General features: G+C 59.5%; 10 protein-coding genes and 1 tRNA gene. 4 read left to right on the top strand and 7 right to left on the bottom strand.

Annotation, left to right across the window (positions count from 1 at the left end):
* Window positions 1-24: 24 nt before the first annotated feature.
* Window positions 25-576, bottom strand: coding sequence for a lipoprotein insertase outer membrane protein LolB (gene lolB, locus DBR44_RS03725; RefSeq protein ID WP_124642203.1), 552 nt, complete (start codon window positions 574-576; stop codon window positions 25-27).
* Window positions 573-2,327 carry a lipopolysaccharide assembly protein LapB gene (locus tag DBR44_RS03720; RefSeq protein WP_233578348.1) on the bottom strand — a complete coding sequence of 585 codons (1,755 nt, stop codon included), beginning with the start codon at window positions 2,325-2,327 and terminating at the stop codon, window positions 573-575. Before DBR44_RS03720 ends, lolB begins: the two co-directional genes overlap by 4 nt.
* 87 nt (window positions 2,328-2,414) lie before the next feature.
* On the opposite strand from DBR44_RS03720, the gene mutM reads away from it, so the two are divergent.
* Both mutM and DBR44_RS03710 read left to right on the top strand, forming a co-directional pair.
* Window positions 2,415-3,230 carry a bifunctional DNA-formamidopyrimidine glycosylase/DNA-(apurinic or apyrimidinic site) lyase gene (gene mutM, locus DBR44_RS03715; RefSeq protein ID WP_124642200.1) on the top strand — a complete coding sequence of 272 codons (816 nt, stop codon included), beginning with the start codon at window positions 2,415-2,417 and terminating at the stop codon, window positions 3,228-3,230.
* A 42-nt stretch (window positions 3,231-3,272) separates the two neighbouring features.
* Window positions 3,273-4,103 (top strand): 1-acyl-sn-glycerol-3-phosphate acyltransferase, encoded by an 831-nt coding sequence (locus tag DBR44_RS03710; protein ID WP_124642198.1) that lies wholly within the window; start codon window positions 3,273-3,275, stop codon window positions 4,101-4,103.
* Here the strand turns inward: DBR44_RS03710 and DBR44_RS03705 are convergent.
* Window positions 4,030-4,851, bottom strand: a complete 822-nt coding sequence (locus tag DBR44_RS03705; protein ID WP_124642196.1) for a symmetrical bis(5'-nucleosyl)-tetraphosphatase — start codon at window positions 4,849-4,851, stop codon at window positions 4,030-4,032. The two genes, DBR44_RS03710 and DBR44_RS03705, sit on opposite strands and share 74 nt — an antisense overlap.
* A gap of 157 nt (window positions 4,852-5,008) precedes the next feature.
* Here DBR44_RS03705 and DBR44_RS03700 point away from each other — a divergent pair, with 157 nt between their 5' ends.
* Window positions 5,009-7,024, top strand: a complete 2,016-nt coding sequence (locus DBR44_RS03700; protein WP_124642195.1) for a UvrD-helicase domain-containing protein — start codon at window positions 5,009-5,011, stop codon at window positions 7,022-7,024.
* A 68-nt stretch (window positions 7,025-7,092) separates the two neighbouring features.
* On the opposite strand, the gene DBR44_RS03695 is transcribed toward DBR44_RS03700, so the two are convergent.
* Window positions 7,093-7,809 carry a cytochrome c5 family protein gene (locus DBR44_RS03695; RefSeq protein ID WP_233578346.1) on the bottom strand — a complete coding sequence of 239 codons (717 nt, stop codon included), beginning with the start codon at window positions 7,807-7,809 and terminating at the stop codon, window positions 7,093-7,095.
* 157 nt (window positions 7,810-7,966) lie between these two features.
* Between DBR44_RS03695 and DBR44_RS03690 the strand changes: the two genes are divergently transcribed.
* Window positions 7,967-8,043, top strand: a tRNA-Arg gene (locus tag DBR44_RS03690).
* Window positions 8,044-8,689: 646 nt separating this feature from the next.
* On the opposite strand, the gene bfr (DBR44_RS03685) is transcribed toward DBR44_RS03690, so the two are convergent.
* The 3 genes from bfr (DBR44_RS03685) to DBR44_RS03675 all read right to left on the bottom strand — a co-directional run bounded on the left by bfr (DBR44_RS03685) (window position 8,690) and on the right by DBR44_RS03675 (window position 13,486).
* Window positions 8,690-9,163: a bacterioferritin gene (bfr, locus tag DBR44_RS03685; protein WP_124642191.1), complete on the bottom strand. Its 474-nt coding sequence runs from the start codon at window positions 9,161-9,163 to the stop codon at window positions 8,690-8,692.
* A gap of 9 nt (window positions 9,164-9,172) precedes the next feature.
* A complete protein-coding gene (gene bfr / locus DBR44_RS03680) occupies window positions 9,173-9,643 on the bottom strand; it encodes a bacterioferritin (RefSeq protein ID WP_124642188.1) in 471 nt (156 codons plus the stop codon).
* Between the two features lie 204 nt (window positions 9,644-9,847).
* The gene (locus DBR44_RS03675) at window positions 9,848-13,486 is read right to left on the bottom strand and encodes a transporter substrate-binding domain-containing protein (RefSeq protein ID WP_158613553.1); all 3,639 of its coding nucleotides are present in this window, start codon (window positions 13,484-13,486) and stop codon (window positions 9,848-9,850) included.
* Between the last annotated feature and the right edge of the window lie 226 nt (window positions 13,487-13,712).

The following is a 13,712-nucleotide window of genomic DNA, read 5'->3' as shown; positions in this document are numbered from 1 at the left end:
TAAAACGGAAAAGACGATTAACAGCTAGCGCCAGTTTTGCGGCAACAAACGCAAGGTAAGTTTGTCGCGCTGCATTTCTACCCGTTTGGGATAGAGGCCGGGGGCATCGGCATCACTGACGAAGCGTATGGTCCAGCCCTGCTGGTCGAGGCTGCCATCGCGGGCAAACTGATAGGGCGCATCCGGTGCCGGCAGACCGCGTATCCACCACACCAGATTGCCCAGCGGCAGGGTCCAGCCCAGCACATCGTGGGTCAGGTCCTCGACATTGGCGGCCTGCCAGCTTTTGCCATCGGCCAGCAAGGTGACACCGGTGCCATCACGCCGCAATTGCGCCACCGTGCTGCCCAGCGGGCTGTTTACCGATAACTGGTCGGCTTCCGGCTGGTGCGCCCAGTCAAACTGGCCGACCGAACCCTTGCCATCCATATTGATGGAAATGCGGCCGCTTACCGTAAAGGGGCGGTCCTGCGTGGCGGCACTGGCCGTGCCAGCCGGGCGGAATACCGTTTCCGTGGCACAGCCCGCCAACAGCAGGCTGCCGGCCAGCAGGGCCAGAGCGAGCCGACTCTTCATGGCAGGCGGAAACGCTTGAGCGCATCCTGCAGCGCCTCATTGCCCGGATCGCGCACCAGGGCACGGTTCCACACTTTCAGGGCTTCCTGCTTGCGCCCCAGCTTCCACATCACCTCGCCCATATGGGCGGCGACTTCGCTGTCCTGCATCGCCGCGTAGGAGCGTTCCAGGTATTTCAGTGCGGCTTCGCTGCGGCCCAGCTTGAACAGTACCCAGCCCATGCTGTCCAGGATCATTGGATTGTCCGGGTCGGCCTTGAGTGCTTTCTCGATATAGCCGAGTGCCTCTTGATGGCGGCTGCTGCGATTGGCCAGGGTATAGCCCAGGGCATTGAGTGCCTGTGGATCGTCCGGCTTTTCCTTGAGCAGGGCCTTGAGGTCGCGCTCGGCATCGCCCAGATTGCCCAACTGGTCGGCAACCAGTGCCCGGTCGTATAGCAGCTCGGGTGAGCGCGGCCAGCTTTCCAGCGCCTGAGTCAGAATGCGGTAGGACAGATCGTAACGCTTGGCATTGCGTGCCATTTCGGCCTGCTGCATGGCCACCTGCACTTTTTCCTGCTCGCCCTCGCCCAGCGGTGCCAGCCGCTGCAGCGCCTGGTCCAGCTTGCCATCGGCAGCATCCAGTGCGGCCAGCCGGCCTTGTGCGGGCAGGTATTGCTGCCCCTTGCCCACGCTTTCATACCAGCGATATGCAGCGCTCTTGTCCTGGCGGTCTTCGGCAACCTGACCCAGGGTGAAGCGGATAAAATCGGTTTCCGGGTGTTTCTGCTGCAGGGCGGCAGTCAAGCGCTGGTCGGCAGCATCAAGGTCGCGCAATTGATAAGCCAGCAGACCGGTGGCGTAGAGCAGCTCCGGATTGTCAGGGTTTTGCTTGAGCAGGGCTTCGAAAGCGCTGCGTGCTTCGGCAAAGCGCTTGGCCCCCACCAGCAGGCGCGGATACGCCGTGCGCAGCTCCAGCCCGGCATCGGGGCGGCGCTGCAGCTCGTGCTGCAGGAAGTCGATGGCCTGGTCCAGCCTGATGCGGCGCAGCCGGTCGGTCTGCCAGGCTACGGGCAGGTCCCATTTGGGGGCGATCTGCGCCAGCCGGTCGAACTCGCGCTGGATGGTGGCATCATCATTGATCTCGGCCGCCACGGCGATGACGGCGAAACGGGCTTCCGGCAGGTCGGGATAGCGACTGGCCAGACGATTGACCATCGCTGATGCCGCCTGCTTGTCAGACTGGCGGGCCGTCAGCCGCGCCAGTTGCACGAAGATGTCCGGTGCCCGCTGCGGCTCACGCTTGAGCAGATCTTCGACCAGCGGCTCGCTTTCCGCCAGCTTGCCGGAACGCAACATGGTGATGAACAGCTGCTCGCGCGGGACTTGCGAACTGGGGTCCAGTTCCATCCACAAGGCTAGCGAATCGGATGCTTCTTTCAATTGACCGGCGAACAGGGAGAACTCGGCAGCGCGCTGAGCCAGCCGTGGGTCTTTGGTCTGGCGGGCCAGATCGAGATAGGTCACCGCAGACGAGCCGGCCGCGCCGCGCTGGGCGGCAATTTCGCTGGCCAGTACGCCATAGACGATTTGCGGGGTCAGTTCCTGCTTGGGCAGCTTGGCATTGTCATCGGCGCTGGCTGCCGGTTCGTCGTCAGCCGCTTCTGCATTGCTTTGGGCCGGCGCACTGGAGTGCAAGGGGGATTTCAAGGTGGTGCAGGCTGACAACAGCAGCACCAGCAACAAGGAAATAGGTCGATTCAGCGGTTTCATTCGCATGGAGTCTGTGCCGGTTGAACGCGTAGAATAGCACGCTCGGTTATTTGATCTAGTCAATCTTGTCCTGAAAGCAAAAGCAGCATGCCTGAATTGCCTGAAGTCGAAACGACCCGCCGTGGTGTGGCACCCTATCTTGACGGTGCCACGCTGCAAGGTGCCATCGTACGTGACGGTCGCCTGCGCTGGCCGGTGCCGCCACAACTGGATGCCATTCTTTCCGGTTTGACAGTACGCGCAGTCACGCGTCGTGCCAAGTACCTGATCATCCATTTCGATAGTGGTTCCCTGCTGATCCATCTGGGCATGTCCGGCAGCCTGCGCTATGTTCCGGCCACCACCCCGGTACAGAAGCATGATCATATCGACCTGAAGCTGGGCAGCCATGTGCTGCGCTACCGCGACCCGCGCCGCTTCGGCGCCATGCTGTGGCATGTGGGACCGCTGGAGTTTCATCCCCTGTTACAGGCACTGGGACCGGAGCCGCTGACAGACGACTTCAACGGTGATGTGCTGCACGCCGCCATCAGCAAGCGCAGCGCGGCCATCAAGCTGGTCATCATGGATAATCACGTGGTGGTTGGCGTGGGCAATATCTACGCCAACGAATCGCTGTTTCATGCCGGCATCCATCCCACCCGGGCCGCATGCGAGCTGAGCCGGGCCGACTGCCAGGCCCTGGCAACGGAAATCAAGCGGGTACTGGCGCTGGCGATCGAGGCCGGCGGCAGCACGCTGCGCGACTTCGTCAACACCGAGGGCAAGTCTGGCTACTTTCAGCAGGACTACTATGTTTACGACCGGCAGGAGCAAGCTTGTCGCATCTGCAGCAGCCCGATTCGGCAGATACGGCAAGGTCAAAGGAGTTCCTACTATTGCCCGCTGTGTCAGCCATGCTAGAGTGGCTGGTCATTCAACCCCGCACATGAAGCGCCGCGCACCTTGAAGTCTACCGCCACTACGTCTTACCTCACCCGTGCCAGCCGTTTGCTGCGCCTGGTCTGTCACATTGCCTTGGGCATTTTCATCGTTGCCACCCGCTATCCGCGCCTGGCCCAGGCAGAGCGCGCCGTCGTCACGCGCCGCTGGTCGGGTCATCTGCTGAAAATACTCGGTATCAGTGTGCGCGTTGAAGGTGTGAATCCGGGCTTTTACCCACCCAATACCCTGCTGGTGGCCAACCATGTGTCCTGGCTGGATATCTTCGTGCTGAGCAGTTGCACCGTGTCGCGCTTTGTCGCCAAGCGTGAAATCCGCTCCTGGCCATTGATAGGCTGGGTGGTGAATGCTGGCGGTACGCTGTTTATCGACCGCAGCAATCGCCGCGATGCCAGCCGCGTCAACCAGTTGCTGGCCGATGCGCTGGGCAAGGGTAGTTGCATGGCGGTGTTTCCGGAGGCCACCACCTCGGAAGGCACCGGCATCCTGCCGTTCAAGGCCTCGCTGTTCGAAGCCGCCCTGCCCTCGCGCAGTACCGTGCAGCCGGTGTCGATGCGCTACCAGCTGCCAGATGGCAGCCTGACCACCGCCCCGGCTTACGCCGGTGATACCACCTTCTGGCAAAGCATCAAGCGGATACTGGCGCAGCCGGCCATGGAAGTTGCGCTGACTTACGGCCAGCCGCTGAAGGCGGGCGAAGGCGAGCTGACCACCCGCTTCGCCCTGTCGGAGCACGCTTTCCGTGAAGTCAGCCTGGGCCTCAGGCTGCCACTTCCCGATATGCCGGACACGGCAGCGAAAAAGTCTGTCGATCCTCAAGCCGAAGTGCAGTAAGGCTACCGCCCCACAAGCAGCCACTGTCGATGGACAGGATGTCTTCGGTCACATGCAGGCCCAGTGCCGACCAGTGGCCGCAAATGATGGGCGTGTGGCTGCTGCGCCGGCCCTTGGCCTCGAACCAAGGAATCAGGTTGGCCGGCGCACCGTCCCGCTCGCCCTTGTAGGCCAGGTCGATTTCCCCTTCCCGGGTGATGAAACGCATGCGCGTCATGGCATTGACGATGACGCGCAGCCGCTCGGCGCCTTTCAGGTCGTCAGCCCAGCGGGTGGGCTTGTTGCCATACAGCCGTGACAGGAAGTCGCGGTAGTAAGGGCCGGACAAGCCGTCCTCCACTTCTTCAGCCAAGCGCAATGCCTTGTCTATGCTCCACTCTGGCAACAGGCCGGCATGCACCATGGCATAGCCTTGCTCGGCAATCATCAGTGGCTGACAGCGCAGCCAGTCCAGCAATACCTTGCCGTCAGCCGCATTCAGGATGTCATCCACCGTATCACTGCGGTGCAGCTTGCCAAAGCCTTCGGACACCGCCAGCAGATGCAGGTCGTGATTACCCAGCACGATCTGCACCCGGTCTTGCTGCTGGAATACCCAGCGCAGCACCTGCAAGGATTCCGGACCACGGTTGACCAGATCACCGGTCAGCCACAGCGTATCCTTGCCGGGGTTGAATTCGATTTGTCGCAGCAGTTGCTGAAAGGGGCCGAAACAGCCCTGGATATCGCCAATTGCGTATGTCGCCATCTTCACCTCTGACAATGCGGCAGCTCGTGCCGGCCCGACCGCGGATAGTCTCATGATACCCCATGCTACAATGCACGGCCTTGGTTACCACGATGCTACGCCGCCCGGAAGCCGCTCTGGCTTTCTCGCGTCCAGCCTCACCGCCGGAACTCCGTCCATGTCCGCACCTCAGCTCAATCCGCCGCAGCGCGAAGCCATTCATCACCTTGACGGCCCCTTGCTGGTGCTGGCGGGGGCCGGTTCGGGCAAGACGCGCGTGATTACCTACAAGATCACCCACCTGATCCGTCACGGCAACATTCCTGCCCGCCATATCGCCGCCATCACCTTTACCAACAAGGCGGCACGCGAAATGCTGGAACGGGTGGGCAAGCTGCTCTCCACACAGGAAATCCGTGGCATTACCGTGTCCACCTTCCATTCGCTGGGCATGCAGATCCTGCGCCAGGAAGCGCCGCATCTCGGCTACAAACCGCAGTTTTCCATTCTGGATGCCTTCGATTCCGGCAAGATCATCGCCGACATCCTGAAAACCACGCACAAGGACGAAGTGCGCAAGGTGCAAAGCCAGATTTCACTATGGAAGAACGACCTGAAAGGCCCGGACCAGATGCTGGTAGAAGCACAGGGCGAATGGGAAAGCATCTGCGCCCGCACTTATCTGGCCTATCAGGACACGCTGACTGCCTACCAGGCGGTGGATTTTGACGACCTCATCCGCCTGCCGGTGCAGCTGTTCAAGACCCACCCTGATGTCCTGCTCAAATGGCAGGGCAAGCTGCGCTATCTGCTGATCGACGAATATCAGGACACCAACACCTGCCAGTACCTGATGGTGAAGCTGCTGGCCGGGGTGCGCGGCCAATTCACTGCCGTGGGTGACGACGACCAGTCCATCTACGCCTGGCGCGGAGCCAATATGGAAAACCTGCGTCTGCTGCAGCAGGATTTCCCGCAGCTGAAAATCATCAAGCTGGAACAGAATTACCGCTCCACAGCCCGGATTCTACGTGCCGCCAATTCAGTCATTTCCAACAATCCCAAGCTGTTTGAAAAACAGCTGTGGAGCGAATTGGGCCTGGGCGAGCCGATTCATGTGGTGCAATGCAAGGACGAAGAGCACGAAGCAGAAATCGTGGTACAGCGCCTGCTGGCCCACAAATTCGAATACCGCACCGAATTCAAGGACTACGCCATCCTGTACCGGGGTAACTATCAGGCGCGCATTTTTGAACAGGCCTTGCGTAACCAGCGCATCCCCTACCAGATGGCGGGTGGTCAGAGCTTTTTCGACAAGCCGGAAATCAAGGATGTGTTGTCCTATCTGCGCCTGATCACCAATCCGGACGACGACCCGGCCTTTATCCGCGCGGTGACCACCCCCAAGCGCGGCGTAGGCACCGGCACCCTGGAGAAGCTGGGCGGCTGGGCTGGTCAGTGCAGCAAGAGCCTGTTTGCCAGCGCCTTCGAACCCGGCTTTCGCGTACAGGTACAAACCGCGCAGCTGGAACCGCTCAGCCAGTTCTGCGACTTCATCAACCGCCTGCAATACCGCGCCACCCGCGAGCCCGCCGGCGAGCTGGCCATGGAGCTGGTCAAGGCCATCAACTACGAAGCCTGGCTGTACGACAGCGAAGACAGCCCGCGCATTGCCGAAACCAAGTGGAAGAACGTGCTGGAACTGGTTGCCTGGCTGGCACGCAAGGGGGAGGCCGACGGCAAGAACCTGATCGAACTGTCGCAGACCATTGCCCTCATCACCATGCTGGAAGGCCGCGACGAAGGCGAGGTCGACGCCATCAAGATGTCTACCCTGCATGCCTCCAAGGGCCTGGAATACCCCTATGTTTTCCTGGTAGGAACCGAAGAAGGCATTCTGCCGCACAGCGAATCAGTGGATAACGGCATGGTGGAAGAGGAAAGGCGGCTGATGTACGTGGGCATTACCCGTGCCCAGCGCATGCTCACCCTCACCTATTGCGTAAAGCGCCGCCGTGCCGGCGAGTGGCAATTTGTCGAGCCATCGCGCTTTATTGCCGAGATCGATGGCGGCGATCTGCGCCACTTTGGCCGGCCAGGCGCCGAACCCATCGTCAGCAAAAGCGAAGGCAAGTCCAAGCTGGCCAGCCTCTCCGCCATGCTGGCCGAAAAAACCAAGCCAGCCGATAGCTGATTCCCCGGAGAAAGGCATAAAAAAAACGCGCTGCAAGCAGCGCGTTTTTCATTGGCAGAGATTTCTGCTTACTTGGCGTTATTCACCATGTATTCGACAGCAGCGCGGAATTCCGCATCGCTGCCACCAAAACCACCCTTGGGCGGCATGGCGTTCAGGCCCTTGGTGGCAATCTTCACCACTTCGTCCATACCTACTTTGGTACGCTCAGCCCAGGCAGCCTTGTCGCCAAACTTCGGCGCACCGGCCACGCCAGCAGCGTGACAGTTGGTGCAGACGGTTTCATAGATTTTCTTGCCCACCACAGCCGGATCAGCCGGTGCACCCGCGCCACCAACCGGCGGTTCGGTGAACTTGGCACCCCCCGCATTGCCCATATAGGCCACGGCACGCTTCACTTCGTCGTCGGTCAGGTCAGCAGCGCCACCCTTGGCCGGCATGGCATTGAAGCCTTGCAGTGCATGTTGCGTCAGCGTATCCCAGCCCTTGGCGATGCGCGCACCCCAGGCACCAGCATCACCAAACTTGGGCGAACCAGCCAGGCCCTGGCCGTGACAGGAAATGCAAATCGCCTTGAATACCTGCTCGCCATTACGCATGCCCGGAGGGGCGTCGCTGGCTTTCGATTCGCCAACCGGCTTCAGGCGAGCGGCAACAGCCTCCTTGGTCATGACCTCGGCATCAACGTTGTAACCACCAGTCGCCAGCTTGGCCAGCAACCAGATCGCCACTACCAAACCCACAACGACGCCAATCAGGACCTTGATGATCTGACCGGGAGCCATTCCGTTCTCATTACTCATTCGAGCCTCGCCTGAAAAAAATGACAATTAAGATGGGAGGGATTATACGGTAAGCCGTGAAGCAAGGCAAAAACCATACACTGGACTCGGACATGCCCTTTGCGCTATGATCCGCCCTGCTTTATAGCAATATCACAGCGCACCCGTAGCTCAGTTGGATAGAGTGTCAGTTTCCGAAGCTGAAGGTCACAGGTTCGATCCCTGTCGGGTGCGCCAACAAATTCAATCACTTAGAGTGATCAAACTCTAAGTCATCGCACTAAAAATACCTCAGGGAGACTTCCTGGGGGACGCCCAGCATTTCCCGACCAGCCGTCCATACCTCATCCCCCCAAAGTGCCCCTGCTCCTTCATTGACATCGGCACGCCCAAATTCTTCCCATTTTCTTTCGAAGAATGTGTTGTGGCGATAACAACCTGATGCGACATCTGCACCGCTCTCAACGCACAGCTCACTTTCCGCAAAAGCGTGAATATCAGGTGCTGACAACGATTTCAGAGTAGATACTTTCTGAAAATCTCCCACTCACTCTTTCTCGGGACGACTTCGGGACGGCTTTTCAACACACTGTGCTGCGACCTTGGGCAGTCATGTCCCTACTGATTTAAATCAGTCTCTGTTTTTTTCAGCTAGCCTGACTTGAATCGCCCCCTGCGCCCTAGACACCTCATGGGCCTCGCACAGCGTACTCCCAAGCCGCTTAGCAGACAGAACGATTAGATTAAGAGGTTAAGGTAAAAATCATGTCCATATGCATTGGACAGCGCGGGATCGTAGAGCTGCATCAGCAACTTCAGTACCGCAGGATAATAAAGGGCGATTGGCTCCTGACACCTCAAGAGCCAAATCGGGTCAATCAGATTACTCGCCGATCTGGCTTTGCAGATAGTTGGCCAGGCTGACATCGCGGATCAGGCTGAGCTGGGTTTCCAGCCAGTCTATGGTTTCTTCGCAGTGTTCCAGCAGCTCTTGCAGCAGTTCACGGCTGACATAATCCTGCCTCTCTTCACAATGGGCGATGCCGGCTAGCAGTTGCGGGCGCTGTACGTCGGTTTCATAGCGCAGGTCGCTACGCAGACATTCCTCGACGGTTTCACCGATGTGCAGTTTGCCCAGATCCTGCAGATTGGGCAGGCCTTCCAGAAACAGGATGCGCTCGATCAGCTCGTCAGCCTCTTTCATCACCCGAATCGATTGCTTGTACTGGTAGTCGTTGAGGCGTTGCAGCCCCCAGTTGCGGAACATGCGTGCGTGCAGGAAATACTGGTTGATGGCGGTCAGTTCGTTGCGCAGCAGCTGGTTGAGCAGTTTGATAACGGTTTTGTCGGCTTTCATGATGCGTCCTTATGCCATCTGGCTTTGCAGGTAGTTGGCCAGGCCGGTCAGCTCGATCAGGCGCAGCTGCTTTTCCAGGAAGTAGGCGTGGTCCATTTCCGTGTCGTCCAGCTGCACCACCAGCATTTCGCGACTGACATAGTCAGCTTCCTGTTCGCACAGGGCAATCGCCTTTTTCAGCTCACGCGTGACCTTGTATTCCACGGCCAGATCGGACTTGAGCATTTCCGGCACCGTGCTGCCGATTTGCAGTGCTTCGCGCTTGCTGAGGTCGGGCTTGCCTTCCAGAAACAGGATGCGCTGGATGATGGCCTGGGCGTGTTCGCGCTCATGGGCCGATTCGTGCAGGGCCTTTTCTGCCAGCTTTTGCAAGCCCATGTCGGCATACATTTCGCCATGCAGCAGGTATTGGTCGACAGCGGTGAGTTCTCCCGCCAGCAGTGTGTTGAGCAGATCGATGATGTTTTGTTTGCCTTGCATGGGGAAGGTCCTTCCAGCAGTTGAACGGGCAGGCCACTCGGGCCATGAGCAGTGCCGGCAGCAGCGTAGCCATCAGCATGGATGCCGGCAGCGGGAGAAACGGCGTGTGCTTGCAGTTTAAATGACAATATTTATCAATACTACCAATAACAGCCGGGGACGCTGCCACCGGCTGTGGTCATGGAGTGACTGATGCCAGGCAACTCAGGCCAGCTGCCCCCGCTCTTGGCTCAACACGGCCAGCAAATCGGGGATGGCAGCATACAGTGCCTGCACTTCTTCTTGCTGCTCGCCAATCTCCTCATGCTGGCGGCAATACTCTTCCAGGGCCTGGCAGCAAGCGATAACCTGGCTGGCATTGATGATGCGGGCGGCACCCTTGATCTGGTGGGCAATGCGCCCGACGCCAGCGGCATTGCCCAGCAAGACCAGGGAACACAGCGAGTCCATGTCGTCTTGCAGGCCCTGTTGCAGATGCCCCAGCAATTGCTGCAATTGTTCGGCCTCCATGAAGGAGAGTTCGTCCAGGCTGTAGCCCGCGTCCTGCCCGGCATCGGCCTCACTGATGCGGCCATGCATGTGCTGCTGCAGACAGCTGCGCAGGCCGGCCAGGCTGATGGGTTTGAACAGGCAGTCATCCATGCCGGCGGCACGGCAGCGTTCGCGTTCGTCCGGCAGCGCATTGGCGGTAAAGCCCAGCAGCAGCACGGGGGAGAGTTGCTCTTGCTCCTCTTGCTGGCGAATGGCCTGGGCCAGCTGGTAGCCATTCATTTCCGGCATATTGCAGTCGGTAAAGACCACGTTGAATCGTCCCTGCTGCCACATGATCAGGCCTTCGCGCCCGTGGGCGGCGACATCGGTCTGATGGCCGAGATAACGCAGCTGCTGTGAGAGCAGCAGCCGGTTTGCCACATTGTCGTCCACCACCAGAATACGCAGCCTGAGCTTGTCAGCTTGCCCGGCCTGCAGGCTGGCGGCCGGTGTCGCATCCACTTCGACGTAGGCTTGTTCGGACAAGGGCAAGCGCAATTCGATATCCAGCCGGGTGCCATCATACGGGCGGCTGCTGAGGGTGAGCGAGCCTTGCATCATTTCGCACAGAGTGCGGCTGATGACCAGCCCCAGCCCGGTGCCGCTCTGGACATTACGCTGCGAAGCAACAGCCTGCCCGAACGGCAGGAACAGCCGCTGCTGGTCTTCGGCGGAGATGCCGATGCCGGTATCGGTGACCCGTATCTGGACCAGCAATTGCTGATCCGGCAGCACGCTCTGGCGTACGCGCACGGTGACACTGCCCTGCTGGGTGAATTTGATGGCATTGCTGAGCAGATTGGACAGGATCTGCTTGAAACGCAGCGGATCGAGCATGACCTGCCATTGTACCGGCGTGGCCGGATCGACATCCAGAAACAGCCCCAGCTGCTTCTCTCTGGCCAGTCCGTCGAAAATGCGCATCACCGAACGCGTTTGCTCCAGCAGATTACAGGGTTCTGGATTCAGGCTGAGATGGCCGGATTCGATACGCACGATGTCGAGAATATCGCCGATCAGGCCCAGCAGACCTTGTGCCGAATCATAGGCCACTTGCAGCGAAGGCTGATCTACCACGCCATGGTCGGCCTGGCGCAAGGCCAGCTCCAGCATGCCGATGACTGCGCTCATCGGCGTACGGATTTCATGGCTCATGGTGGCCAGGAAGGTGGTTTTGGCCTGGCTGGCCTTGTCTGCCTGCTCCTTGGCGGCTTGTAGCTCCTCGATCAGCCGGCGGCGTTCGCTGATGTCTATCCAGCCGCAGATGACACCGCGGATCACGCCCTCGGTATCGCGGAAGGGCTGGATCCAGTGAAAGGCCGAAATATGCTGGCGGTTGAGCATGACTTCACGGTCGCGCTGGATGGGCACGCCGTATTCGATGGCCAGCTGGTAATCCTGCGCCAGGGTGGAGCGGGAGGTGTCGTCGATGTCGATAATCCCGCCGATATTGTCGCGATGGCTCATGGCCTCTTCGCGGGTCAGGGTCAGCGCCTGCAGATAATGCTCGTTGCAACTGAGCAACTGGCCTTTGCGATCCAGCACATAGACCGGATAGGGAGTGACATCGATCAGCGTGGTCATGAAGTTGAGCTGGTCGCTCAGTGCCTTCTCTGCGGTCTGGCGCTTGGCGATCTGCTTGCGCAAGCGGCTGTTCCACATCAGCGAAACCAGCAGCAGCAGGCTGGCGACGGCAATCACCAGATAGATCAGGCCCAGGCTGTAGTCATACCAGCTCTGGTTGCTGGCCCCCACATTGGTGCGCCAGCGTTCATTGAACAGGTTGTCGAGGCTCTCCGGCCCGATGCTGAACAGCGCCTTGTTGAGGATGGACAGCAGGATGCGATGATCGGTCGGCACCGCCAGCGACAGCACATTACCGGGAAGACCGGTAATGTTCGCCTCGCGCAACTTGCCGTTGAACAACAACGGCAGGTAGTAGCGGCTGTTCATGGTGGCGACCAGCGCCATGTCGGCCTTGCCGTTTTCCACCATGTCGAATGCGGAAACCGGATTGTTGACCTCTTTGAAAATGGCTCCAGGGAAGATCTTTTCCCATTGCATGGCCTTGACCAGCCCGCGATTGACCACCACCACCTTGTTGCGCATGTCGGCCACGGCCTGCGGCGGGTCGGTGTTGGTCCGTACCACCAGATTGTAGGAAAGCGGGGTCAGCGGCTCGGAAAACAGCAGATTGTCGGCGCTGCCGACATTGCGGATAGGCAGCGTGGTCAGATCAGCCTCACCACGACGCATGATCTCGAGAATGTTTTCCAGCGAATGCGCTTTGCGGATTTCCAGCCTGACACCCAGACGCTGGGCGATCAGCTCCAGCAGCTCGGCGCTGGCGCCCCGCCACACCCCCTGATCATCGAAAAAGGAAATGGGGGCAAAGCTATGGCCGGCGGCCACCCTGAGCACCGGATGCTGCTTCAGCCACTGCTTTTCTTCTGGGGTGAAATCGATGGGAAAGACATGCGGTTGCAACAGCAGCGTCCCACCACTCCAACGCTGAATCAACTGCTGATGCTGCGGTTCGTGGATCAGACCCAGCGCCTTGTCCAGCGCCTGGCGCAATAAGGTCTGGCGGGCCTGCATGGCAAAGGCCAGGCTGTTGTGCTTGCTGAAACGCTGGATGACTTTCAGATCGTCAACAAGGTTCTGATTGGCAACATAATTGATGGCGGTGGCATCGCCGAAGAACAGATCGATCTGATGCGCCGCCAGCGCCGACAAGCCCTCCGCCACCGAGGTATAGTCGCTCACTTCGGCTTCCGGATAGCGCTCGCGCAGCAAGCTGGGGGAATGATAAAGGTGCTGCATGCCAATGCGCAGCTTATGCGGATTGGGCTCGCCATAGCCAACCAGGATGGGCAGGTCTTCCAGATACGGCTGGCTCAGGCTCACCCCTGCGGTTTCCAGGCCGGGCAGAACGCTGCTGCTGAGCAGGTCGATATCACCGCGCTGCAGTGCCTGCAGCGCCAGCTGCGGGCTGGGATAACGGTAGACCTCGGGCTGCAGGCCCAGCCTGCTGCTGACAAAGCCGAAGACATCGGCGTTCAGCCCCTGAAAGCTGCCGCCGGCATTACTGATATCAAGAGGAGGAAAATCATCGGCAACCCCCAAGCGCAAGCGCTTCTTGTGCTGCAGCCATTCGGCCTCGCTTGCAGCTAGCTCCAGCGTCTGCACGCTGTACACATTTTGCGCACGCAGTTGCAAAGCCACCGCCCCACCGGCTGGCGGCGCGGCCGCACTGGCGATAGGACTGGCCATCAGGCACAGCCAGACGAACAACAGCCAAAATGAGCGCATGACTTTCCCACTGCCAAGGATTGAAGACGACCGTCCAATCTGCTGCTTGCTAGTCATGTCAGCCACTATGTGGTGGGCATGCGACAAGCAGGATGGAACAAGTCATGTCACCAGCTAGAGCTTCCCGCGAAGATACGTGGAAATTCGCATTTTTCTAGCAAGCATCGTCTTAACAGTATTGGTGAAGATTCCGAAATATGGAAAGTCGCCCTTTCAGGCAGTTGAA

Source organism: Aquitalea sp. FJL05, assembly GCF_003852595.1.
GTDB lineage: Bacteria > Pseudomonadota > Gammaproteobacteria > Burkholderiales > Chromobacteriaceae > Aquitalea > Aquitalea aquatilis.
This window is presented reverse-complemented; position numbering and strand designations above follow the sequence as displayed.